This window comes from Donghicola sp., assembly GCF_025210255.1.
GTDB classification, from domain to species: Bacteria; Pseudomonadota; Alphaproteobacteria; order Rhodobacterales; family Rhodobacteraceae; genus Donghicola; species Donghicola eburneus.
On sequence record NZ_JAOARZ010000035.1, the window covers coordinates 149181 to 172483 of the forward strand.

Here is a 23303-nt window from a genome sequence, read left to right on the forward strand (position 1 = left end):
CGCAATAGGAGACGCCTATGAAATCTCTTCCTTGGCGGGCGTTGATCACGTGGTTGCTTGCTGCGTTCTTTCTGCTTGGCGGTACGCTTAATGTTTTTGCCTCGCCAGAGATATTGGCCGATTACGCGCGCTGGGGCTATCCGGCGGGCTTTCATCTAGTGACTGGGCTGCTTGAATGGTCGGCCGCACTGCTCATCCTGCTGCGGCGCACGCGCTTTCTTGGTGGACTGCTAGGCGCAGCGCTCATGGGCGCTGCGGCGTTGACGGTTTTGTTGCACGGCGAATTTGGTTACGCAGTGCCCCCGCTGATCGTGATGTCGCTATCGCTACTGACTGCCATGATATGGCGCGCGAACCGGCTCTCTACTGGCTTTCGCCCGGGCGGCTGACGCCCCTTGCTTTTCTGACAATCCTCCCCGCCAGCGATGGCCTCGCAGGCACCCTTCGACCCCCGGGGGGCCGAACGGCGGCCCCTCCTCCGGAGTTTTACTATGTTTCCGACCCTTTGGCGCAAACGCCGCGCCGCTCTACCTGTTTTGTCTTTCCTCGCGCTCTTTCCTGTTGCAGCCAGTGCTCAGGGGTATCCTCCGCCCTCTGTCGGCGTCGTTATCGCCGAGCCGCAGCGCGTCGAGGTTGCCCAAGAGCTGCCCGGACGTATCAGCCCAACACGCGTCGCTGAGGTCCGGCCTCGCATCGGCGGAATTGTTGAGCGGCGTGTCTTTACCCAAGGGAGCACTGTCGAGGCGGGGGATGTTCTATATGAATTAGATCCCCTGCCCTACGAGGTTGCTGTCGATGCCGCACGTGCCACTGTTGCTCGGGCCGAGGCAGGGCTGGCCGACGCCCGCCAGACCGAGACGCGGCTGGCATCCCTGCGCTCACGGAATGTCGCAAGCCGTGCCGATCTGGACAGCGCAGAGACCGCCGTGCTTCAGGCCAACGCCGCGCTGGCCGAAGCACAAGCCCAGTTGCGTGCTGCTGAGATCAACCTTGGTTATGCTGCCGTTCGCGCCCCCATCGCCGGTCGCACCGGACGCGCGCTGACCACAGAAGGTGCACTTGTGAGCGCGCAAGGAGAGGTCATGACCACGATCCAAGCACTCGATACGGTTTATGCGGACATGCAACAGCCGGTCTCGGAGCTCTTGCGTTTGCGTCGCGCGATGGAAGCAGGAGAGATCACGGAACTGGCTCCGGGTGCTGCCGAGGTGCAACTGTATCTCGATGATGGTTCACTCTACCCTCATCCCGGAAAGCTACTCTTTGCCGAGGCATCGGTTGATCGGTCTAGCGGTCAGGTGACCTTACGGGCCGAAGTGCCGAACCCGGAAGGCGTTCTATTGCCCGGAATGTATGTTCGTGTGCGCGTCGCGCAGGCAGTGCGAGAGGCCGCGCTGGTCGTGCCCGCGCAGGCGTTGCGCCGCGATGCGTCGGGGCAGGCGCAGCTGATGCTGGTACAGGACGGCACTGTCGCGCCGCGCCCCGTTACAGAGGGGCGAGCCAATGATGACAACACCCTGATTATCGAAGAAGGTTTAGCTCCTGGGGACATCGTCATTGTCGACGGCTTCCAGAAAATCGGACCTGGTGCGCCGGTGACGCCAGTGTGCTGGAGCGATCCCGCCGCGGATGAGACCACGCCTTCGGAAACATGTGCCCGCGCCATTGACGCGCCCGCTGGCACGAACTGAGGCGCGATAGATGGCACGTTTCTTTATCGACAACCCTGTTTTGGCGTGGGTGATCGCAATCTTCATTTCGCTGGCTGGGGTGCTCTCCTTGCCGTCGCTACCCGTTGCGCAATATCCTGATGTCGCGCCGCCGCAGGTCACCATTTCAACCCGTTTTGCCGGAGCCTCGCCCGAGGACCTCTATCAACAGGTTACACGACCCATCGAAGAAGAGCTGAACGGCATTCCAAACCTGCTCTACTTTGAGTCCACGTCAGAGGCGACGGGCGCGGTGACGATCACAGTCACCTTTGTGTCTGGCAGCAGTATTTCACAGGCCGTCGTGGACACGCAAAACAGATTGCGCCGCGTGGAGTCTGCCCTGCCCGCTCAGGTGCAACAACAAGGGCTTCTGGTCGAAGAGGCAGGCAGCAGCTACCTGATGTTCGTCTCGCTCGCTGCAGCTCCGGGGTCGGGGTATGACTCCGTCGGGCTCGCGGATTACGCAACACGTTTTGTCTTGAATGAGATCCGACGGGTCGATGGTGTCGGCAAAGCGCAGCTCTTTTCTGCGGAGCGTGCGATGCGGGTTTGGATCGATCCAGCCAAGCTTGTGGGCCTAGATCTGTCTGTGACTGACATCACGGCTGCGATTGCCGAGCAAAACGCGCAGGTTGCGGCAGGAGCTATTGGTGTCGATCCCGCGCCCGAGGGCCAACAGACCCAAGCGACGCTTCAGGTCACTGGCCAATTGCGCACCCCTGCAGAGTTTGGTCAGATCGTCCTGCGCGCTGGCGAAGATGGCTCTATCGTGCGTCTTTCTGACGTAGCGCGCATCGAGATGGACGCCGAGTTCTACTCCTTCAAAGCCTATTTGAACGGCGAAGAAGCCGCACAGATCGGCATTCAACTGTCGCCCACTGGCAATGCGCTCGAGACGGCCGAAGGGGTTCGAACCTTGTTGGACGAGCTTTCGGCGGGTTTCCCTGCGGGGGTCGAAGCGTCCATTCCCTATGACACCACGCCCTTTGTGTCGGCCTCCATCGAAAAGGTTGTGCACACCCTACTCGAAGCGGTGGCTCTGGTCTTCGTGGTAATGCTCATCTTCCTACAGAACTTGCGCTACACCCTTATTCCGATGTTGGTCGTTCCAATCGCACTGGCGGGTACATTGGCGGTGATGCTGGGGGCGGGCTTCTCGATCAACGTGCTGACCATGTTCGCGATGATTTTGGCCATTGGTATTCTCGTCGACGACGCCATTGTTGTGGTCGAGAACGTCGAGCGTATCATGTCCGAAGAGGGCTTATCGCCCCGCGACGCGTCGAAGAAAGCCATGGGCCAGATTTCTGGCGCCATCGTCGGCATCACGCTGGCACTGATGGCGGTGTTCATCCCGCTGGCCTTCTTTCCCGGATCGGTTGGCATCATCTACCAGCAGTTCTCGCTGACCATGGTGGTTTCGATTTTCTTCTCGGCATTCCTTGCGCTCTCGCTGACCCCAGCGCTCTGCGCGACATTTTTGAAGCCGATCCCCAAGGGCCACGGCCATGCCCGCAGGGGCCCGGCGGGGTGGTTCAACCGCAACTTTGACCGCGCTTCAAAGGGATACGCCGGAGGCGTCCGCAGCATGGTACGCCGCTCTGGGCGGATGATGGTGATCTATGCCGCGCTGGTTGCGGGGCTTGGATATGTCTATGTGCAGATCCCCGCGGCTTTCTTGCCGCAAGAGGACCAAGGTTACCTGATCGCCTCAATGCAGTCTCCGCCCGAGGCGACATCCTTCCGGATGCGCGAAGTCACCAAACAGGCCGAAGCCTTTGCATTGGGGACCGAGGGTGTGGCCGACGTGGTGACGATCCAAGGGTTCTCGTTCTCTGGTCAGGGTCCGAATTCTGCTGTCAGCTTTGTCACGCTGGAGGATTGGGCCGAGCGCGAAAGTCCGGAACTGAGTGCTGCCTCTTTGGCGGGACGGTTGTCAGGTATGCTCTTCTCGATCCGCGACACCTTTGCCTTCGCGATTTCTCCGCCCCCGATCCAGGGACTCGGCACAGGTTCCGGATTCAGCTTCCGGCTTCAGGACCGCGCTAATCTGGGCAACGCGGCGCTGCAACAGGCAGCGGGGCAGATCATGGGCGCGGGCGCGGAAAGTCCGATCCTCGGTCAGATGTATATCGAAGGGCTTCAACCGGGGCCGCAGCTGCGTCTCGACGTAGACCGAGAAAAGGCGAATGCCTTTGGCGTCACCTTTGGTGAAATCAATCGAACCATCTCGGTCGCACTGGGATCAGGTTACGTCAACGACTTCCCGAACAATGGCAAGATGCAGAGCGTGATCGTTCAGGCCGAGGCCAAGGCGCGCAGCAACATCGAAGAGGTGCTAAAGCTCAACGTTCGCAACGTACAGGGTGGAATGGTGCCGCTGTCCTCCTTTGCCACCGCTGAATGGGGGTTCGGCCCGTCTCAGATCGTCGGTTACAACGGATATCCGTCGATCCGCATCAACGGCGAAGCTGCGCCGGGTTATTCCTCGGGCGAGGCTCTGGCCGAGATGCAGCGTATTGCCGAAGACCTACCGCCGGGCTTTGGCTATCAATGGACTGGGCAGTCGCTGCAAGAGATCGAGAGTGGTAGCCAAGCGCCGATACTGATCGGCCTGTCGGTGCTCTTTGTCTTCCTCTTTCTTGCGGGCCTCTACGGCAGCTGGTCAATTCCGCTGTCAGTGATGTTGATCGTGCCGATGGGAGCAATTGGGGCAGTGGCGGCGGTGACGCTGACTGGACTGTCCAATGATGTGTTCTTCACCGTGGGGCTGATCACTATCGTTGGGCTGTCGGCCAAGAACGCCATCCTGATCGTCGAGGTCGCAAAGGACTTGATCACCGAGGGCTACAGCCTGATCGACGCCACCGTCGAGGCTTGCCGCTTGCGGTTCCGTCCGATCCTGATGACTTCGCTGGCGTTCACCATGGGGGTCATCCCGATGGCGATCGCCACCGGTCCCTCGGCCGCGAGCCAAAACGCGATCGGCATCAATGTGGTTGGCGGAATGATCTCGGCCACCGTGTTAGGCGTGATCTTTGCGCCAGTGTTCTTTGTCTTCGTCATGAAGCTTACAGGCACTCACAAACGTCTTGGCAGCCCTGAACCAGAGCAGGCTGAACCATCCCAAGTGTGATGGATTGACCCCCCAAGCGACTTGGGGGGCCTTGTTATGCGGTTTCGGTCGTGTGAGTGCTGCTAAGGCCGTCGCTGCTAAATGGGACAGATCACTGCCCAAGCATGGCATACTGCGGTCGAAGATGAACCTAGGCACGACATGCAAAAGGGGGGCGATACACATCGCCCCCTTTTCATATGTCCTTACGGTCTGCGTCTCAGGCCGCAGCCGAACCCGGGATCGCAGCAACTAGCGAACGTGTGTATTCGTGTTCTGGCCGCTGGAAAATTTGGCTTGGCGGTCCATATTCGACCATCTTGCCACGATGCATCACGATGATTTCGTCGCTGATCTGGCTCGCCACACGCAGATCGTGGGTGATGAAAATCATGGCCAATTTGCGTTCACGCCGGATTTTATCAAGCAACTCCAAAACCTGTGCTTGGATGGACACGTCCAGTGCAGAGACGGCTTCGTCAGCGACGATGACTTCGGGATCAAACATGAGCGCACGGGCGATGCCGACGCGCTGGCGCTGACCGCCCGAAAACTCGTGCGGATAGCGGTCAAAGGCCGACGCGTCCAAGCCGACCAGTTCCAGCAGACCTTCGGCTTTTTTGCGGGCATCCACGCGGGTTAGTAGGCTATGTGCGATGGGACCAACGGTCAGCGCTTGGCCAATGGTAAAGCGCGGGTTGAGCGAGGCATAGGGATCCTGAAAGATCATCTGAATGCGTGGGCGCAAGTGGCGGAAGTTCTCTTCGTCCATGTCCAGCGTGTTCTTGCCCTGAAAGCGGATTTCGCCGCTGTCGGCTGAGATCAGCTTCATCAGGACCTTCCCCATCGACGATTTTCCGGAGCCGGACTCGCCGACGATCCCAATCGTCTCGCCGCGGTGAAGGGTAAAGCTGATGTCATCCACGGCCTTGACCTCGCGCATACGGCCAAGAAATCCGCTGCGGGTGCGGTAGGTTTTGTGCAGATTGCGCACTTCCATTGCGACGGGGCGCATCTCTTCGCGGGCGCGGTCCTCTTCGCGCATTTTGGGAACGGCAGCGATCAGCTTTTGAGTGTACCGGTGCTGGGGCGCTGTCAGAACCTCGGCAGCGCGGCCTTGTTCTACCAAGTTGCCCTTTTCCATCACAATCACGCGGTCCGCAATCTCGGCGACAACGCCGAAATCGTGGGTGATGAACATGACGCTCATGCCTTTGCGCTTCTGAATGCGGGCGATCAGGTCGAGGATTTGCGCCTGCGTGGTCACATCCAGCGCCGTTGTCGGCTCGTCCGCGATCAAGATGTCAGGGTCCAGCGCCAAGGCCATGGCAATCATCACGCGCTGACGTTGACCGCCGGACAGGCGGAAAGGATACTGATGCTGGATGAGCAGCGGATCAGGCAGGCCGACCTCGGTCAACATCTCGACCACCTTGTCGGCGCGGCTCTCCTTGGTGCCGATGGCGTGGGCGTCCAAAACCTCGCGGATCTGGTCGCCGACCGTCATCAGGGGGTTCAATGCAGACAATGGGTCTTGGAAGATGATCGAAACCGCGCGACCGCGCAGTTTGCGCAGTTCGGGCTCTGACAGGTTCAGCAGTTCGCGGCCTTTGAACTCAATCGAGCCCTTTTCGATGGTCATAACATCGGGCAACAAGCCCATTACCGTGTTTGCGGTCACCGATTTGCCAGAACCGGATTCCCCAATAATACAAAGGATCTCGCCTTGCATGAGATCAAAGCTGATCTCTTTGACCGCATAGGCGCGGTCGTGTTTCCCGGGCAGCGCCACCGAAAGGTCGCGCACGGACAGGACGGGGGAGGCCCCCGTATGCTTGGTCGTCATAAGTTTTCTCATCGTTTGTTGTTATTATGCCTGACCAGAGAAACCGTTGGGACGCCTTGCTTCATAGGCGCGGCGTGCAAAAAGACTTGCCGCGGCCCCGAATTTTACGTGATGAGATCAAAGCTTAGGAAGTTGGCGACTTTTTAGGCATTAGCTGCCCTTATGCGTCTCTGCTCTGCCATCAGAGCCACCCGAATAGCAGGGGCGCCAACACCAAACCCGCAAGAACGGCCGTTTGAACGGCGAGAAGTGCGATGGCTGTCCCGCCGACATCCGCAAGTTTCGCGAGCGAGGTTTTCATGCCCACGGCGGCGACAGCGGTCACGAGCAAGGCGCGCGACAGTGTTGCGGCGGGTGCACTGACGGCCTCTGGCACCAGATGAAACGAGTTCAGCGCGGCCAAAATCAGGAACGCCCCGACAAAGCCCGGCAGCAAGGGCGGTCTGCTGGTCCCAGTTGGCGCGTGGCGCCGCATCATAAGTGCACCGATCAGCACAACGGGGGCCAGCATCGTCACGCGGATCAACTTCACCACAGTCGCGATGTCTCCGGTTTCGTCCGATACGGAATAGCCTGCCCCGACAACTTGGGCGACATCATGAATTGTCCCGCCAAGGAAAAGTCCGGCTTCGTGCGCGTTCAGCCCGAACGCGTCCGCAACGATTGGATAGAGGATCATCGCCAGAGTAGAAAAGGCCGTCACCGAAATCACGGTAAAGGACAAATCCCGCTCTGCTGTGTCGCGCAGGGGTAGGATCGACGAGATGGCCATCGCGGCAGAGGCCCCGCAGATCGCGACGGAGCCCCCAGTGAGAAAGCCAAACGCGCGGTCTTTGCCCACGACGCGCGAAAGGAATACGGAGGCTAGGATTACAACGGCAATACATAGCGCGATCACCAGAACAAAGCTCCATCCGATCTGCCGCACCATGTCTAGCGAGACCCGCAGCCCAAGGAGCGCGACACCGATCCGCAAAAGCCCCTTGGCCGCATAGCTGATCCCCGGTCCAGTGGTTTCATGCTCTGACAGGAAATGGAACGGGATGCCGAGCAGGATCGCCATCAGCATGACGGGTGCGCCGTAATGGTTCGACAGGAACTGCGCAGCCATCGCCAGCACGACCGTCAGTGCCACACCGGGCCCAAGCAGCTTGCCCTGCGCGAGGGCGTCGCGCGGGTTGGTCAGGGCAGAAATGAGGGTGTTCATGAGGTGTCCTAGACAGAATTCCCTGGTCCCGCCCATCGGGCGGTCATGGTCGACCGCTGTGCGCGAACCGGTCAAAAAAGTGCGCCTCAGGCCATCCGAGACGCACCGGAGTGTCGTTACTGGATGTCGCGCGAACGCTCTGCTTCTAGCTCTTCAGTGGCTTCGGCGACTGCTGTTTGCAGCGCGTCAAAGATCTTTTCCCCGCCGGTCACATTGCCGCTGAACCAGTCGTACACAGGCTGCACGGCATCCGCAAAGGCTTGCTTTTCTTCGGGGGTGGGCACGTACAGGTCACCGCCGCCTTCGACAAATTCCGCATAGGCGGGGATCGATTTGCGCTTGGGCGAAGCAAAGGTCGCCTGCTGCAGCGCATAGAAGCCGTCAACCACCACGCGGCGCTGATCTTCGGGCATGCCCATGAAAGTCTCGTTGGACATCCACCAGAGCGCGCCCATGTAGGCGTGGCCATCAAGTGTCACATATTGCAGCCCCGCGTCTGGGAACTTCATCGACATGATGTCGGTAATGCCGTTCTTGGTGCCCTCGACCACGCCAGTTTGCAGCGAGGTGAACAGTTCTGGCCACGGGATCGGGGTGGGCGCTGCTCCCAATGCACGGACCAGTTCCTGCGGCAGGTCTGCGACCACGGTCCGCATTTTCATCCCTTCCAGATCGGCGGGCGTCTGCACGCGCTTCTGGGTGTTGGCAAAGTTGCGCCAGCCGCCGGTGTTGCCGATGGTCATCAGACGGATCGCGCCGCCGGAATCCTCGAGCGCCATGTCACGCATGGTACGGGTGAAGTCGCCCGACAGCACTTTTTCCGCGATGCGGTCGTCTTGCATGACATAGGGGAGATCCAACACCTGAACATAAGGGAACAGGCCAGCCGCGCCGCCCGAGGTAGAGATGTAGACATCAATCGAGCCATCTGCGACGCCTTGCAGACACTCGGCCCCGTTCGAGCACAGCTGGGTGCCCATGTAGATTTCCACCGCAATCGCACCGTTCGATGCGCTCTCGACGTAGGATTTAAAGACCTGCAGGCCGTCATAATCCTCGTCATTTTCGTTGGAGTTGGCGACGGCGCGGATCGTGTAGTCCTGCGCCATAGCCGGACTGGCAAGGGCTGCCGTCATGAGCAGCGCCGCTGCCACCTTTTTCGTTGTTCCGAGCATAATATCCTCCCTGATAGCTCTGAATTGTTCTAGTTCGCGAAGCCCGTCAAACGCGGGATCGTCATGGATAGCGCGGGGAAATAGGTGATCAAAAAGATCACAACGATCTCTACCGCGAGAAATGGCAAAATAGCCTTGGCGATGGTCGTGACCCGCTCGCCCGACACTGCCGAGGCGACGAACAGCACCAATCCCATCGGCGGCGTCGCCAAGCCCACGGTCAGGTTCACGCACATAATGATCGCGAAATGCACAGAGTCGACCCCCATGCTGGTGAACACTGGTCCAAGGATTGGGCCAAGAATGATAATCGCGGGGCCAGCGTCCAGAAACATCCCCACCGCAAAGAGTAAAAGGTTGATCAGGAACAGCAAAAGCAGCGGATTTTCGGTCAGCGTCAGGATGTAATCAGCCATGATCTGCGGCGCGTGGGACAAAGACACCACTGTCTTGAAGGACATGGCCGCACCGACCAGCAAGAGCACCACAGCCGAAGTCAGCCCCGCCCGTCCGAGCACATCGGGTAGTTCTGTCAGGCGCAGGGTTTTCAGGACAAAGATACTGATGAACAGCGCGTAAGCGACTGCGACCGCGGCGGCTTCGGTCGGGGTGAAGACACCGGCCAATATCCCGCCAAGGATGATCACCGGAGTCAGCAGCGGAAAGAATGCCTTCAGGCTGGCATCGCCTCTTTCGCCCCAGCTGTATTTGCGCGAGGCGACGGGGAAATCGTAGCGGTTCGCCATGACCTTTATCAGCAGCATAAGTCCGAGGCCGACCATCAGGCCCGGTACCATGCCTGCAAGGAACAGCGCCGCAACGCTTTCACCCATGACATAGGCGTAGATGATCATGATGCCCGACGGTGGAATGATCGGCCCGATGACCGAACTGGCTGCCGTGATCGTAGCAGCAAAACGGCGCGTGTAGCCTTGCTTCTCCATCGCGGGGATCAGCATCGATCCTAGCGCAGAGGTGTCAGCCACAGCAGATCCAGACAGGCCCGCAAACAGCATCGAAGACATGACGTTTACGTGGGCCAGTCCACCCCGCAGGTGCCCCATGAAGGCTTGGCTGAACTCGACCAATCTATGGGTGATGCCGCCGCGGTTCATAATCTCGCCAGCTAACATGAAGAACGGGATCGCCATCAAAGGAAAGCTGTCCATCCCGTTGTAAAGATTGCGATACAGGAGCGTCAAGTCACGCTCTTGGCCGTTGAAGAACAGCAACATGCCTGGTGCGGCGAGCAAGCCGAAAAAGACCGGCAAGCCTACCATCAGAAACACGAGGAAGAGAGGGAGGAACCAGATCAGCATGTCATTCCGCCCCTCGCGTCTCGGCCAGCGGGATGGGGGGCAGTGGGCGATCAGACACGAGCCGGACAAAGTTGCGCAGGATCAGTTCAATGTTCACCAGAACCAAAAGCGCGACCCCGACGAAGATCGACATCATCATCCAGCTGCGAGGAATGCGGTACCAGCTGCTGAAATCAAGCGCGGTGGGCAGATAAAGCGAGGCCGACGCAAAGCGTCCGCCAAGGCCTGTGACCTCTTTCCACCCGATCTGTACAGCGATCACCAAAACCACCAAGCTGATCCCAAGCAGAAGCAGATTTAGCAGGTTGGCCACTCGGCCCGGTAGCAGCGATGGCAGAACGTCAATTGCCACGAACCCGCCACGGCGAAATGCGGTCGGTGCCATCAGCCCTGTCATCCAGAGCATGCAAAACCGAGCCGCCTCGTCCGGCCACGGCAGGGCATTTCCCAGCACATAACGGCAAAAGACTTGAAGCAGCGTCACAGCGACCATGATAGCGATCGCGATGACCCCGATGCCTCGGCCGAGCTTCAACAGGTGTTCGTTGATCCACGACGACAGCCGGATCAACCCGTCGAATAGCACCATACTTTCCTCCCAATCGCACTCGTACACCGCGCCCTCCTCCAAAGGCGCGGTGCTGCGATCAATTCAAATCGAGTCGTGCAACGCGCCCGCTGAAGAATGCCAACGGGTCTCCTTGCTGCATCGTAGCCTGAAGAACCTCGCCGACAATGATTGCGTGGTCGCCTGCTTCGTGCACTGCATTGCGCCGACAGTCAAAACGCGCGAGGCAATGGGGCAGAACCGGTACGCCTGTCGCGTTTTGGTCCAGATCAGTGGCGAGCAGCGCGCCGCCGTCTTTGGCAACCGCCCACGCCAATTCCTGCTGATCTGCGGCCAAAACGTGGATCGCGTAATGCTCTGCCTCTGCGAACAGGGGATAGCGGCGCGAGGCCCGCGCGGGCGACCAGAGAACCAGCGGCGGGTCTATGGACACCGAGGAAAAGCTGTTCGCGGTGATCGCAACGCACCCCTCTGGCCCGCAGGTGGTGACGATGGTCACCTCTGTCGCGAACAGCCCGAACGCATCACGCAGCGCACGACCGTTACTGGGTTCCGGAACGAAGCTTTGCAGCATCACGCAACCTCCCGCCCCAAGGCTGCCTCGTAAAGTTGGAACCACTGTACGCGGGTCAGGTCGACCTTGGTCGCGTCCGAGATTTTGGCGATCCGCTCCAGCGAATTGGTGCCGAGAACAGGCAAGATTTTCGCCGGATGACGCAGCAGGAACGCCACGGCGATCGCCGCACGGTCCACGCCGAATTCGTTGCCGAAGCCATCCATCAAGCGGGTCAAGGCAGTGTCGGTCGTCATCAGGCTGCCGCCGCCCAAGGGCGACCACGCCATAACCGCATCGCGCTGGCGCTGGTGGAACGCAAGATCGCCGTCGGTAAAGGGATCAATCCGTGCCAGCGAAATCTCGATCTGGTTGGTGACCAGCTTGTTTCTCATCGCGCTTTGCAGCAATTCTACATCCCAAGGGCGAAAGTTCGAGACACCCGCCGCGCGGATTTTGCCCGCTGCGATCAGACTATCCAGCGCAGCGCCGGTTTCGTCATGGTCCATCAGCGGATCGGGTCGGTGGATCAGCAGCAGATCGATGTAATCGGTGCCCATGTCCCGCAGGGAATTCTCAACCGAGGCTTCGATATGCGCCTTAGAGGTGTCGTAGTGCTTGCACGCAACATCAGCGTATTTCCCGCAGGGCGCCACGATATCGCATTTGGTCACAATCTCGACCTGCCCGCGCAGGCTGGGATCGGCCTTCAGAGACTGTCCCAGCACGGCTTCGGCGGTGTAATCACCATAGATATCCGCCTGATCGAGCGTGGTGATCCCTTGGGCCAGACAGGCATCAATCTTGGCGCGCACATGTTTTTCCGAGGTATCGGGATCATCACCGATCCGCCACATGCCATAAACTAGACGGGAAAAGCTGAGGCCTTCGGCCAGTTCAACGCGGTCCATTAGCGGCGCTCTCCTACTCCGAGGGGTGTTGCGGGGGTGGACGAGGGCACACGGTTCCACACCCGATTGAGTTGGCAGGTTTTCATCTGCGGCAGCACACGGGTGCCGAAATGCTCTGCCTCTTCGATATGGGGGTAGCCAGACAGAACAAAGGCGCGAATGCCCATTTTCTGTAGTTCTTCCAACTTGGTCAAAACCTGATCGGTCGAGCCGACAATCGCCGCCCCGCAGCCCGACCGAGCGCGGCCAATGCCGGTCCAGAGGTTGGGTTCGATGTACCCTTCCAGATCGGCGAGTTCGCGGTTGCGCGCCTGATGACTGACCCCAAGGCTGGTGGCATCCAGCGCCCGTTCACGGATCGCCTTGCCGTACTCATCGTCCAGCTTGCTGGCGATGTAGCGGGCGTATTCTTTGGCCTCGGCCTCAGTATCGCGCACGATCACATGGCTGCGGAAACCGTAATCCAGTGTGCGACCATATTTCTCGGCGGCGGCGTTCGCGGCCTTCATGCGGTCCGCGATGTCTTCGGATTTCTCGGGCCACATCAGGTACACATCGCAATGCTGGCCGCACAGATCCAGCGCGTCAGGTGAATAGCCCCCAAAATAGAGCATCGGCCCGTTAGTCTGATAGGGTCTGGCGGGATCGGTGGTCAGGCCTTCGAAGGTGTAGACCTGTCCTTGGTAGTTGATCTCGTCCTGCGTCCACGCCTGCTTCAGGATCTCGACGACTTCACGCGAGCGCTGGTAGCGGAACGCGCTGTCAGCCTTTTCGCCCGGAAAGTCGGACGAGATGATGTTGACCGTCAGACGACCCTTGAGCATGTGATCCAGCGTCGCGATCGTGCGGGCCAGCATGATGGGCTGCATCTCGCCGCAGCGAACGGCGGCCAGCAGGTTCATGGTGTCGGTAATCGGCGCGCATCCGGCGACAAAGCTCAGGGTGTCTTGCCCCACCTGATACGACGACGGGCACAGGATGTTGCCAAAGCCCTGCGCCTCGGCCGTTTTCACGATGTCCGAACAATGCTCCCACGACGAACGCAGGTCGCCATCTGGCACCCCCAGAAACTGATAGTCATCCGAGCAAAGCGCCGAAAACCAGGCCACCTCGACAGCGTCGAGATCGGCAGATGTCACGGGTACGACCGTCATGTTTCCCTCCCTGAAAACCTCCGAACTTTCCACTTGCATAGCTTTGTCTTTGATGTAGATCAATGGTGTATCAATTATTTTCGAACGCTGATGCTGTGGAGGAGCCGCAAAGATGCAGGAGAAAAGCAGAAAATCTGCAGGCCGTGCGGACGCGCTGCCCATTTACATGCAGATTTGCGAGCTGGTGATCCGTGACATCGCGGCAGGCCGGTTGGTAGACGGACAGAAATTGCCCCCCGAGCGCGAGTTCGCCAAAGCCCACGGCACGACAGTTCGCACCTTGCGCAAAGCCTTGGCAGAGCTAGAAAAAAAGGGAATGCTCGAACGCCGACAGGGGTCGGGAAACTACGTGCGAGCCAGCACTCAAGTCGAGTCTGTGTACTCAATGTTTCGCCTGGAATTGGCAGAGGGCGGCGGCGGATTGCCGACCGCTGACATTCTGTCCGTGGACTACCTGCCGAAGGATCCAGACCAGCCAAATTACGGGACTTCCACCGAAGGCACTCGCTTCCGGCGTCTCAGATTTCTGGACGATCAGATCATCGCGGTCGAGGAGATTTGGCTTGATGGCGGGGCTGGAAAAGTCCCGCGCGAGATGGTGCAGGATTCGCTTTATCTGACCTACAAACGCGCGTTGCAGCTGTGGATTACCCGCGCCGAAGACCGCGTGGGAATCGGTCAGGTGCCCGATTGGTCGCCAGAGGCATTTCCCCTGAAACCCGGCGCGACGACTGCCTACATCGAACGCCTGTCATGGGCACAAGAGTCTACCGCGGTCGAGTTTTCCCGCACTTGGTACGACACAAACAAGGCGCTCTACGTGCAGCGCCTGATCTGACATATGGGAGGAGGAGACCCCATGACCACGGATACGCTACCCGATAGTGGCACCCGTACCATCACTTACGGCGTCATCGGATGTGGCATGATGGGCCAAGAACATCTGCGCAATATCGCGCTCTTGGACAACACGGCGGTCGGTGCGATCTTTGAGCCCGACGCCAAAATGCGAGCGCAAGCGAGCCAACTCGCGCCTGACGCGCAGTTCGTCGACAGCATTGAGGCCCTTCTCGATATCCCCGAAGTCGATTGCCTCCTGATCGCAAGCCCGAACTTTCGCCATGTGGAGCAATTGCAGGAGATCGCCGTTCAGAACCCCCTGCCCGTTCTTATCGAAAAGCCCCTGTTCACCGATCCTGCCCATGTCGCGGCGATTGATGCGTTCGCGGCGAGCTATCCGGCTCCGGTTTGGGTCGCGATGGAATATCGCTACATGCCCCCCGTCGCAAAATTCCTCGAAGAGGTCGAGGCCGTCACCGGAGGGATCAAGATGCTGACGATCCGCGAGCATCGGTTTCCCTTTCTTGATAAAGTCGGCGCTTGGAACCGGTTTAACCGCTACACCGGTGGAACGTTCGTCGAAAAGTGCTGCCATTTCTTTGACTTGATGCGGCTTGCGCTGCGATCTGACCCCGTGCGCATTATGGCGATGGGGGACAGGCGGCCAATCATTTGGACGAGAGCTATGATGGTGCGCGGCCCGATGTGTTTGACCATGGCTACGTCATGGTCGAATTCGAGAGCGGCGTGCGCGCCATGCTCGAGCTGTGCATGTTCGCCGAAGGCTCGCGGTACCAAGAGGAAATATTGGCGGTCGGTCCAAAGGGCAAGATCGAGGCACTGGTTCCCGGACCGGGGCGGTTCTGGCCTGCGAGCCTAGGTCCCGCGCCACTACCGCAAGTGATCGTCTCTCCTCGGGATCCCAAGGGCCCCGAAGTGCGCGATATCCCCGTCGATCCAACGCTTTTGGAGGCAGGAGATCACAACGGGTCGACGTTCTACCAGCACAAAGGTTTTCTGGAATTGGTGCGGGGTGCCAAAGCGACGCCAGACGTGACGCTTGCGGACGGGAAATGGGCCGTGCTCATGGGCTTCGCGGCACAGCGCTCTATGGTCGAAGGGCGCGCGGTTGATCTGAATGAATACTCTACGGCTTTGTGAGGCGGCGGCCCAGAGGTTTAAGTCCTCTGGGCCGGTTCCTCTGATCTACGTGTATGCCTGAAACACCTCGGTTAGTTTCGCACCGCTGAACCCAGCGCCAACCAAAGCGGACAGCAAGAGACGGGCTTTGATCCCTGACAAATCCCCAGCCAATACCGCGCCGCTACGCTCTAGAGTGACGCCGCCGCTATCTTTGCCATAGACTGCACGGGTGCGTCCTTCGTGGCAGCGCGAGGCGACGATGACTGGGCACCCGCGAGCGATGGCGTTTTCAGCCTCTGCTGCAAACCCTTTGGGCGCATTGCCGCGACCAAAAGCAGACAAAATGATGCCCGAGGCGCCGGCTTGTACAGCAAGTCCCATCAAACGCGGCGTCGTGCCAACCCCAAGAGCAATGAGTTCGACATCGGGGTCCAAGTTCGCCGGCGCCAAAATGCGGCGTTCAAATGCAGGGCGGGCGTAGATATGCAGAGTTCCATGATCGATCTCGCCAAGCTTCCCCTGGCCAACCGAGCGAAAGGTATCGACCCGCGAGGTATGCGCCTTAGTCACGTAGCGCGCGCCGTGAATGTCCCCCTCGAACAGGATCACGGGCCCGACCCCTACCATGTCAGCGCAGGCTGCGGTGCAGATCGCATCGTAAATATTGCGCGGGCCATCGGTGTCGGGTTGCCCTGCATGGCGCTGTGCTCCTGTGAAAACGACGGGCTTCTCGCTTTGCACCAAAAGCCACGCGAGAAAGGCGCTTTCTTCCATCGTGTCCGTGCCGTGGGTCACCACAACACCGTCGACCTTGGGATCAGCCAGAACCACGTCGATGCGTTTGCATAGCGCGTGTATCGTGGCCAAATCCAAAGCATAGCTGCCCGAGGCCTTGAAGTTTTCGACCGTCACGGAGATCCCGACAAGGGGGTCGTGAAGGCTCCGCATCAGCGCCTCTCCGGTGAGGCCGGCATTCACCGCGCCCGCAGAGGTGTCGGTCGACGAGGCAATGGTCCCGCCGGTTGCGATCAGTGTCACATTTTTCATGGAGTTCTCTTAGCTTGCGCGGCGATTGGGCCGTGTTTTGGAAGATGCGAGGGTCACCAACTCGTTCCAGCGGCGCACGACGTAGTTGTGTTCGTCCATCGTGGTGTTCCACAGGGCAATATGATGCGCGCGTTCCGTGCGCGATCCACCCGAGCGCACATGACCCTTAGGAATGGCGATATGGCCTTCGACGTCGTTCAGGGGTTCGGCAGCAGGCAGGCCTTCGTACCAGTAATCCCAGTCCGCCTTGGGCAGGCACTCTTTGACGCGGTCCGGCACGGACATGTAATAGCCTTGGCGCGCTACAATCGCGCCCGCAGGGCCGTCCAGATACCAGTTCAACCAGTCATAGGCTCGATCCAGTGTCGCGCCCGACAGACACCGCGACAGACACATTCCGCCATGCCATGCGCGATACCCTTCGGTCGGATGAGCTTGCCGGACATTCAGCCCTTGGCGCTTCATTTCAACAAGGGTTGGCGACCAAATCGAGGCAAGTTTTAACTCGCCGCTCAGGAAACGATCTACCGGATCGCTGGCGCGCAGCCAGAAGGGGCTAAGGTGGCCCGACTGGACCAAAGACGTGGCGCGGTCGATGACGCCGTCAATCTCTTGGACCGACATGTTTCCGATGTTCTCGAACGTCATCTGCCCGGAGGCAGACAAGGCAAGAGCCAAGTCAAAAAGTCCGATCGCGGGCTCGTCAACCAATGCCACCTGCCCCGCCCATTTTGGGTCGAGCAACGCGGCCCAACTGCGAATGTCGCGCTCCATATCGATGTCTGCGGCGTTTACCGCAAAGCTGTCGAAGTTATAGAAAGTCGGCAGCATGGAAATCCGCGCCGACGGCACGTCTGACAGGGACAGGTCCTGCTGCACATACAGGCGCGATGCTGGTACGTCCCCTAGATTGCGACCGGCATTCGGGGGCGAGATGCGCGAGAACGGATCGATATTGTCCCACTGGGAGATGCGTTTCGTCTCAATGGGTTGGACGGCACGCCAGTACCAAACGATGTCCAGATTGTGAAAGCATTGATCGTAAACGTCGTAGCTGTCTGGCTCGAGTGCAGCCATCCGTTGGGCGCTGTTGAAATCCGTCTCGATGAATTCCAGCGGGAACCCCAAATCCGCCTCGGCCCGCTCCTTGAGGAACCGCCAAGGCTGAATTTCTGTCGTCAGAATGCGAAGTGGTCCGGTCACGCCGCGGCCCTCACGTCGGCGAGACCGGTAAAGGCAGTGAAAGAGCGCCGGATCGCGTCAGGAGAAATCCCTTCCATGATGAACACCAGACGGGATTGGCGCGGGCCTGCGGGCCAATGGTCCATATGCGTCGGTGCGTGCACCAGATGCTGCACTCCGTGAATCGCGATTGGCCTATCTTCGCCTTCGAGTGCCAAAATGCCCTTCACCCTGAAAATCCTGTCGCCGTGCTTGTGCAGCAATAGCGTAAGCCACGTTCCGAACATAGTCCAATCAATGGCGCCATCGATCACGAGCGAGAAGCTGGTGACGTCAAGATCAGCATCGTGGTGGTGATGCCCATGGTGGTGATGATCGTGACCGCAGGTCGGTGTGCAGACATGGTCGGACGACAGGGTGTCTGCAAAAGTGGCAGGGCCAAAGCCCCCGAGGATCGTGGGAACATCCAGATCGGACGTGACACTGCGGGCCGCCGAATTGATGCGCAAAAGGCGTGCGCGAATATTGCTGATCTGCTCTGGGGTCGCCAAATCGGTTTTGGTCAGCACGATCCGGTCTGCGGCTGCAATCTGGCGCACAGCCTCGGCGCGGTGTTCGACTTGGAGGCTGGCGTTTACCGCATCGACGGTCGTCAGGACACCGCCATTGACGAAGTGCGAGCGCAGGACCGGATGGGCGGTCAGGGTTTGCAGTACAGGATAGGGATCTGCCAAGCCCGTGGTTTCGATCACCACACGGTCAAAAGCAATCTCACCCGAGGCGCGCATGGTATTCAGGTTCGACAAGGCGTCGGCCACTTCGCCTCGGACGGTACAGCAGATACAGCCGGATTTCAGCAGCACGACGTTGTCGTCGATCCGGTCGAGCAGGTGGTGGTCGAGCCCCACCTCGCCAAATTCATTAATCAGAACGGCGGCGCCTGCCATCGAGGGATCCGTCAGCAGCCGTTGCAGCAGGGTCGTTTTTCCGGACCCAAGGAAACCTGTCAGCAGAACAACCGGCGTCATGAGCGGGTCCTCTCTTCCATCCACGACAACAGCCCTTCGTCCAAAGGATCGAACCCGCGGCCAGAGAGTGCCTCGGCCTCTGGCCACAGATGCGACAGGGCTTCGAACACGCTGGACGCCCCCGTGGGCGAGGATACGACATAAGACCGGCTCTGCCAGATATCGAGTTTCAGTCGCCTGTAAGAAAGGATTTCGTTCGCAGCTTTGATCCGTCGCGCGCTTTCGGCGCGGCGCGACTGACTGTCGTGATTGCGCGTGTAGACACCGGGTCGCGCGATAGCGTTGGTCCAGTGATCGTCACATCCCAGAATTCCGCAAAGTGAACACATGACACTCTCCTATCCTCCAGAAGACGGCGGGCGGCGAAGGGTCCGCCACCCGCCAAACCTACGACAATAATTAGCCCCGCGGGAACTTCTTGTCGTAGTTGTCAGCCATCTCGTCCATGGTGACAAACTTTACGCCTTCGTGGGCGGCCATGTGCTTGAAAAGACGCTCCAGCATCATCAGCACTTGGGGGCGGCCCGATACGTCGGGGTGAATGGTGATCGGGAAGACCGCGTAGTCCATATTCTCGTAGACCCAATCGAACTGATCCTGCCACATCTGTTCGATGTCGCGGGGGTTCACAAAGCCATGAGAGTTCGGCGATTTCTTGATGAACATCATCGGCGGCAGGTCATCGAGATACCAGTTCGCGGGGATCTCGATCAGGTCGGTTTCCTCGCCGCGGACCAGCGGCTTCATCCAATCTTCGGGCTTGGCGGTGTAGTCGATCTTGGTCCAGCTGTCGCCGACACGCACGCGGTAGGGTTCGAAATCCTTGTGCATCAGCGAGTGGTCGTACTTGATGCCCTTTTTCAGCAGCAGCTCGTTTGTGACGTTCGAGAACTCCCACCAAGGCGCCACGTAGCCGGTCGGACGCTTGCCCGAGATATCGGTGATCAGGTCGATACACTTGTCCAGAACAGCTTCTTCCTGCTCGGGGGTCATGGCGATCGGGTTTTCGTGGCTGTAGCCGTGGATGCCGATCTCGTGGCCGCGCTTGGCCACCTCTTTCATCTGCTCTGGGAAGGTCTCTGCCGAGTGGCCGGGGATAAACCAAGTTGTCTTGATGTCCAGCTTGTCGAACAGGTCCAGCAGACGCATGGACCCAACCTCGCCTGCGAACATGCCGCGCGAGATGTCGTCCGGGCTGTCCTCGCCGCCGTACGAGCCGAGCCAGCCGGCGACGGCGTCCACATCAATCCCGAAACCGACGAGAATTTCTTTTGCCATTGGGGTAGTCTCCTGTTGGGGTATTAAGCGTGAATGAGGGTGACAGACGCCGGATCAACGCCGAGCGTGACAGGTGCTCCGGGTGTCAAAGTCCGCACCTCTGGACGGTCTGCGCTAACCTCGACAGCGATGTCGCGATCATCGGGCAGACGGATTTTCAAATGGCCGACAGCGCCCACCAGCTGTCGCTCTGCCAGCGTGCCGTGGAGCAGGATTTCGTTCGGGGTCCCCGTTGGGACGATACGGAAAGCCTCGGCCGGAACAACGGCGAGCGTCTCGTTCCCTTGCCCCAAGCCCGTCATTATGCCGTAAGGCGTGTCGATCTGCCCAAATCCTGTGCCAGCGGCGCCCTTGGGCGTGCCTTCGAACACGGTGTTCGAGCCGATGAAGTCCGCGACAAAGGGGGTGGCAGGGCGTCGATACAGTTCGCGCGGCGGAGAGATTTGCTCGACCACGCCGTTCGACATGACGACCACGCGGTCCGACAGGCCCAACGCTTCTGACTGCGCGTGGGTCACAAAGACAAAGGTGATGCCAAGCTCGCGCTGGAGCAGTTTGAGTTCGTTCTGGATGATGCGTCGCAGGTTTGCATCCAGTGCGCCAAGGGGTTCATCCAGCAGCAGAATTTCGGGCTCGACCACCAAGCCGCGCGCCAAGGCGATGCGCTGGCGCTGGCCGCCAGACAGCTTATCGGCCTTGCGATCGGCAAAGGGCTCAAGGTCGAACATATCAAGGATGCGGTCGACTTTCCGGTCGCGTTCGGCCTTGGGCGTGCCTTTGACATCCAGACCAAAAGCCACGTTCTCACGTACGCTCATGTGCGGGAACAGCGCGTAGTTTTGAAAGATCATCGAGGTCGGGCGCTTTTCAGGAGGCACGTGGGTCACGTTGCGACCCATCATCATGACTTCGCCGTTGGTAATATTCTCGAAACCCGCAATCATCCGCAGGGTGGTGGACTTGCCGCAGCCCGACGGCCCGAGAAAGGCGACAAACTCGCCCTTTTCCACTTTGAGGTCGAAGTCAGAGACGGCGACAGTGCCATCAGAATAGGTTTTGCCGACAGAAATCAGCTCGAGGTCATAGACCATGGCGCGCGACTTTCAGGTTATTCGTGGGGGTTGGGCGGGCGCCCGGATGAGGTATAGGCGCCCGCCGCCGGATCAGGCGTTCAGGAACTCGTCCCAGCGCATGATGAGGTGGTCGTATTCGTCCGGCCACTGGTGCCAGTAGGCCACGTTCGACGCGCGCTCTTCGAGCGAGCCGCCGTCGCGTAGGTCGCCCGGATTGATGCCGCGCTCGGGCTCGCCTTTCCACGGCTGTCCTTCGTACCAGAAGGCGTATTTGTCGGGATCCATGGCCGCTTTGATGTTGGTGGAGGGCGAATAGTAACCCTGCTCGGTCACGGCGATACCCGGCTCGCCCGACAGCCAGAAATTGGCATAGGCGATCACGGCTTCGCGGTTTGGCGTACCCTTGAGCATCGACGGGCCGATGGCCCAACCACGGTAGCCCTCTTTGGGGTTGGCGTATTTCGCGGGCTTGCCCTGCGCTTTGACTGCCATGACAGCGGGCTGCCACGCATCACACACCACCATTTCGCCCGACGCCATCAGGTTCACGAGCTCGCCGAAATCACCCCAGAGCGCACGGAACTGGCCGTCTTTCTTCTTGGAGATCAGGAACTTGGCGGCCTCGTCGATCTCGGCCATGGTCGGGTTTCCGGGGTTCTTAGCTTCTAGCAGACCCAGCGAATTCATCGCCAGAACCGCCTGGCCGATCGCGATCAGCGGGTCGACGTTCAGGCCGGATTTGCCCTTCCACTTCTCGTCAAAGAGCGCAGTCCAAGTGTTCGCCTCTTCGTCGGACAGAACCTCGGGGTTATAGCCGATCGAGTCGTAGTTGTAGACGGCAGGCACCATGTAGAGCTGCGTTTTCGCCTCATCAGCCCAGATTTGACCCGAGATTTGTGCGCGGGCGTCCCACTTGGGGTTGGTTTGGGTAAAAGTGTCGCGGATCGAGGCCCAGTTGGGCAGATCGGCGGCGGGGATGGTTTCGACGTTATCGGTTGCGATCAGGGCGGGGAGGCGTTCGCCAATGATTTCCCAGCAGTCATAATCCGAAGAGCCCGACAGGATCTTGGTCTGTGCGTCGGGATAGGTCGACGGGGTGCCAGAGGTGGACGCAACGCCGGTCTGGGCTTTGAACATCTCAAGGATGCGGTCCTGCACGGTGGTGGAAAGGCCAGTGGTGCGCAGTTCCTGTTCGCTCAGGTTCTGGGCATAGGCCATGCGGGTCCACGGATGCAGACCCGAGCCGAGGGCAGCTGCCCCAGCGGCGGCACCGTATTTCAAGAAGGTGCGTCGGTTGGAAGTCAAAGTCATTTACTCGTTCCCTGTTGATGGAAATTGACGTTGAGGTTGGGATGGGCGGGGACGTTTGGCGCCCCTCGCCCGCTGCATTCTCAGTAGCGGCCGGGAGTCAGGCCCCCATCCACGGTGATGACCTGACCCGTGAGGTAAGAGGCATCGTCCGAGGCGAGAAATTTGATGACATTTGCGATCTCGGCGGGTTCACCCAGCCGCTTCATCGGGATGTAAGGTGATGCGATTTCTGCCGCGTCCGGACCAAGGCTGTGGCCCGGGTTCAGCAGTTGCGCGGTGCGGATGTAACCAGGCGCAACACCATTCACGCGGATACCTTTGTCCGCGAATTCCACGGCCAGACCACGGATCAGGCCGATGACGCCGGACTTGGCGGTCGAGTAGTGGACGTGTTCATCCCAGCCGTAATTCGTGCCCATGATCGAAGACAGGCAGATGATCGACGCGCCCTCTTTCATCGCGGGCAAGGCGGGACGAATGACGCGGAGCATACCGTAGAGATCGACGTCCATCGTCTTGTGCCACGTCTCGTCGGTCATTTCCGACATGGGGACGCGCAGGGCGATGCCCGCATTCGCGACGATCACATCGACGCCGCCGAAGCGGGTGTTCAGATCGCCAACCAGAGCGTCTGCAGCCTCGGTAGAGGTGACGTCTAGGTGGTGAAACTCGGCGCTCCCGCCAGCAGCTTCGATTTCGGTGACAACCTCTGCGCCTTTGTCGTCTAGCACGTCGGTGACGATCACATAATCCCCTTGCGCGCCAAAGGTCAGTGCGGCAGCGCGGCCAATGCCGATGCCAGCGCCGGTGATCAAAACAATACGTTTATCCATCTGGGAAA

General features: G+C 59.6%; 20 protein-coding genes and 1 pseudogene. 5 read left to right on the forward strand and 16 right to left on the reverse strand.

What is annotated here, in order from left to right:
• The first annotated feature begins 17 nt into the window (after nt 1-17).
• The 3 genes from N4A58_RS16435 (at nt 18) to N4A58_RS16445 (ending at nt 4848) form a co-directional block, all read left to right on the forward strand.
• The gene (locus N4A58_RS16435; RefSeq protein ID WP_293711455.1) at nt 18-389 is read left to right on the forward strand and encodes a DoxX family protein; all 372 of its coding nucleotides are present in this window, start codon (nt 18-20) and stop codon (nt 387-389) included.
• A 102-nt stretch (nt 390-491) separates the two neighbouring features.
• Nucleotides 492-1691 (forward strand): efflux RND transporter periplasmic adaptor subunit, encoded by a 1200-nt coding sequence (locus N4A58_RS16440; RefSeq protein ID WP_293711457.1) that lies wholly within the window; start codon nt 492-494, stop codon nt 1689-1691.
• Nucleotides 1692-1701: 10 nt separating this feature from the next.
• Entirely contained in the window at nt 1702-4848 is a 3147-nt protein-coding gene (locus tag N4A58_RS16445; RefSeq protein ID WP_293711460.1) for an efflux RND transporter permease subunit, read from the forward strand.
• A 199-nt stretch (nt 4849-5047) separates the two neighbouring features.
• Here the strand turns inward: N4A58_RS16445 and N4A58_RS16450 are convergent, their stop codons facing one another.
• The 8 genes from N4A58_RS16450 to N4A58_RS16485 form a co-directional block, all read right to left on the reverse strand.
• Nucleotides 5048-6673, reverse strand: coding sequence for an ABC transporter ATP-binding protein (locus tag N4A58_RS16450; protein ID WP_293711463.1), 1626 nt, complete (start codon nt 6671-6673; stop codon nt 5048-5050).
• Between the two features lie 181 nt (nt 6674-6854).
• Complete coding sequence (locus tag N4A58_RS16455; RefSeq protein WP_293711466.1) at nt 6855-7880, reverse strand: YeiH family protein; 1026 nt, start codon at nt 7878-7880, stop codon at nt 6855-6857.
• 116 nt (nt 7881-7996) lie between these two features.
• Nucleotides 7997-9016 carry a TRAP transporter substrate-binding protein DctP gene (gene dctP, locus N4A58_RS16460; RefSeq protein WP_293711574.1) on the reverse strand — a complete coding sequence of 340 codons (1020 nt, stop codon included), beginning with the start codon at nt 9014-9016 and terminating at the stop codon, nt 7997-7999.
• 68 nt (nt 9017-9084) lie between these two features.
• Entirely contained in the window at nt 9085-10374 is a 1290-nt protein-coding gene (locus N4A58_RS16465; RefSeq protein WP_293711469.1) for a TRAP transporter large permease, read from the reverse strand.
• A 1-nt stretch (nt 10375) separates the two neighbouring features.
• Nucleotides 10376-10963, reverse strand: a complete 588-nt coding sequence (locus N4A58_RS16470) for a TRAP transporter small permease (RefSeq protein WP_293711472.1) — start codon at nt 10961-10963, stop codon at nt 10376-10378.
• A gap of 58 nt (nt 10964-11021) precedes the next feature.
• Nucleotides 11022-11516: a flavin reductase family protein gene (locus tag N4A58_RS16475; protein WP_293711474.1), complete on the reverse strand. Its 495-nt coding sequence runs from the start codon at nt 11514-11516 to the stop codon at nt 11022-11024.
• Nucleotides 11516-12406 (reverse strand): aldo/keto reductase family oxidoreductase, encoded by an 891-nt coding sequence (locus tag N4A58_RS16480; protein WP_293711477.1) that lies wholly within the window; start codon nt 12404-12406, stop codon nt 11516-11518. The genes N4A58_RS16475 and N4A58_RS16480 overlap by 1 nt, the downstream gene beginning before the upstream one ends.
• Entirely contained in the window at nt 12406-13560 is a 1155-nt protein-coding gene (locus tag N4A58_RS16485; RefSeq protein WP_293711479.1) for an LLM class flavin-dependent oxidoreductase, read from the reverse strand. Before N4A58_RS16485 ends, N4A58_RS16480 begins: the two co-directional genes overlap by 1 nt.
• A gap of 112 nt (nt 13561-13672) precedes the next feature.
• Between N4A58_RS16485 and N4A58_RS16490 the strand changes: the two genes are divergently transcribed.
• The gene (locus N4A58_RS16490) at nt 13673-14398 is read left to right on the forward strand and encodes a GntR family transcriptional regulator (protein WP_293711481.1); all 726 of its coding nucleotides are present in this window, start codon (nt 13673-13675) and stop codon (nt 14396-14398) included.
• Nucleotides 14399-14419: 21 nt separating this feature from the next.
• Nucleotides 14420-15561, forward strand: a pseudogene (locus tag N4A58_RS16495) (Gfo/Idh/MocA family protein).
• 45 nt (nt 15562-15606) lie between these two features.
• Here N4A58_RS16495 and N4A58_RS16500 read toward each other — a convergent pair.
• The 8 genes from N4A58_RS16500 to N4A58_RS16535 all read right to left on the reverse strand — a co-directional run bounded on the left by N4A58_RS16500 (nt 15607) and on the right by N4A58_RS16535 (nt 23295).
• On the reverse strand, nt 15607-16590 hold the full coding sequence (locus tag N4A58_RS16500; protein WP_293711483.1) for an asparaginase: 984 nt from the start codon (nt 16588-16590) through the stop codon (nt 15607-15609).
• Nucleotides 16591-16599: 9 nt separating this feature from the next.
• A complete protein-coding gene (locus N4A58_RS16505; protein WP_293711485.1) occupies nt 16600-17793 on the reverse strand; it encodes an extracellular solute-binding protein in 1194 nt (397 codons plus the stop codon).
• Nucleotides 17790-18800, reverse strand: a complete 1011-nt coding sequence (locus tag N4A58_RS16510) for a GTP-binding protein (RefSeq protein WP_293711487.1) — start codon at nt 18798-18800, stop codon at nt 17790-17792. The genes N4A58_RS16505 and N4A58_RS16510 overlap by 4 nt, the downstream gene beginning before the upstream one ends.
• Nucleotides 18797-19129 (reverse strand): hypothetical protein, encoded by a 333-nt coding sequence (locus N4A58_RS16515; RefSeq protein ID WP_293711490.1) that lies wholly within the window; start codon nt 19127-19129, stop codon nt 18797-18799. Before N4A58_RS16515 ends, N4A58_RS16510 begins: the two co-directional genes overlap by 4 nt.
• A 70-nt stretch (nt 19130-19199) precedes the next feature.
• Nucleotides 19200-20078 carry a polysaccharide deacetylase gene (locus N4A58_RS16520; protein WP_293711493.1) on the reverse strand — a complete coding sequence of 293 codons (879 nt, stop codon included), beginning with the start codon at nt 20076-20078 and terminating at the stop codon, nt 19200-19202.
• A gap of 23 nt (nt 20079-20101) precedes the next feature.
• The gene (locus N4A58_RS16525; protein ID WP_293711496.1) at nt 20102-21169 is read right to left on the reverse strand and encodes an ABC transporter ATP-binding protein; all 1068 of its coding nucleotides are present in this window, start codon (nt 21167-21169) and stop codon (nt 20102-20104) included.
• 72 nt (nt 21170-21241) lie between these two features.
• Complete coding sequence (locus tag N4A58_RS16530) at nt 21242-22462, reverse strand: extracellular solute-binding protein (protein ID WP_293711499.1); 1221 nt, start codon at nt 22460-22462, stop codon at nt 21242-21244.
• Between the two features lie 80 nt (nt 22463-22542).
• A complete protein-coding gene (locus N4A58_RS16535; RefSeq protein WP_293711502.1) occupies nt 22543-23295 on the reverse strand; it encodes an SDR family NAD(P)-dependent oxidoreductase in 753 nt (250 codons plus the stop codon).
• Nucleotides 23296-23303 lie beyond the last annotated feature (8 nt).

Coding starts and splice junctions, on each gene's coding strand:
- N4A58_RS16435 (WP_293711455.1), top strand. CDS start 18: ATGAAATCTCTTCCTTGGCGGGCGTTGATCACGTGGTTGCTTGCTGCG.
- dctP (WP_293711574.1), bottom strand. CDS start 9,016: ATGACGGCAGCCCTTGCCAGTCCGGCTATGGCGCAGGACTACACGATC.
- N4A58_RS16485 (WP_293711479.1), bottom strand. CDS start 13,560: ATGACGGTCGTACCCGTGACATCTGCCGATCTCGACGCTGTCGAGGTG.
- N4A58_RS16475 (WP_293711474.1), bottom strand. CDS start 11,516: ATGCTGCAAAGCTTCGTTCCGGAACCCAGTAACGGTCGTGCGCTGCGT.
- N4A58_RS16510 (WP_293711487.1), bottom strand. CDS start 18,800: ATGACGCCGGTTGTTCTGCTGACAGGTTTCCTTGGGTCCGGAAAAACG.
- N4A58_RS16535 (WP_293711502.1), bottom strand. CDS start 23,295: ATGGATAAACGTATTGTTTTGATCACCGGCGCTGGCATCGGCATTGGC.
- N4A58_RS16465 (WP_293711469.1), bottom strand. CDS start 10,374: ATGCTGATCTGGTTCCTCCCTCTCTTCCTCGTGTTTCTGATGGTAGGC.
- N4A58_RS16520 (WP_293711493.1), bottom strand. CDS start 20,078: ATGGCAAAAGAAATTCTCGTCGGTTTCGGGATTGATGTGGACGCCGTC.
- N4A58_RS16490 (WP_293711481.1), top strand. CDS start 13,673: ATGCAGGAGAAAAGCAGAAAATCTGCAGGCCGTGCGGACGCGCTGCCC.
- N4A58_RS16455 (WP_293711466.1), bottom strand. CDS start 7,880: ATGAACACCCTCATTTCTGCCCTGACCAACCCGCGCGACGCCCTCGCG.
- N4A58_RS16445 (WP_293711460.1), top strand. CDS start 1,702: ATGGCACGTTTCTTTATCGACAACCCTGTTTTGGCGTGGGTGATCGCA.
- N4A58_RS16525 (WP_293711496.1), bottom strand. CDS start 21,169: ATGGTCTATGACCTCGAGCTGATTTCTGTCGGCAAAACCTATTCTGAT.
- N4A58_RS16470 (WP_293711472.1), bottom strand. CDS start 10,963: ATGGTGCTATTCGACGGGTTGATCCGGCTGTCGTCGTGGATCAACGAA.
- N4A58_RS16515 (WP_293711490.1), bottom strand. CDS start 19,129: ATGTGTTCACTTTGCGGAATTCTGGGATGTGACGATCACTGGACCAAC.
- N4A58_RS16450 (WP_293711463.1), bottom strand. CDS start 6,673: ATGACGACCAAGCATACGGGGGCCTCCCCCGTCCTGTCCGTGCGCGAC.
- N4A58_RS16480 (WP_293711477.1), bottom strand. CDS start 12,406: ATGGACCGCGTTGAACTGGCCGAAGGCCTCAGCTTTTCCCGTCTAGTT.
- N4A58_RS16530 (WP_293711499.1), bottom strand. CDS start 22,462: ATGACTTTGACTTCCAACCGACGCACCTTCTTGAAATACGGTGCCGCC.
- N4A58_RS16440 (WP_293711457.1), top strand. CDS start 492: ATGTTTCCGACCCTTTGGCGCAAACGCCGCGCCGCTCTACCTGTTTTG.
- N4A58_RS16500 (WP_293711483.1), bottom strand. CDS start 16,590: ATGAAAAATGTGACACTGATCGCAACCGGCGGGACCATTGCCTCGTCG.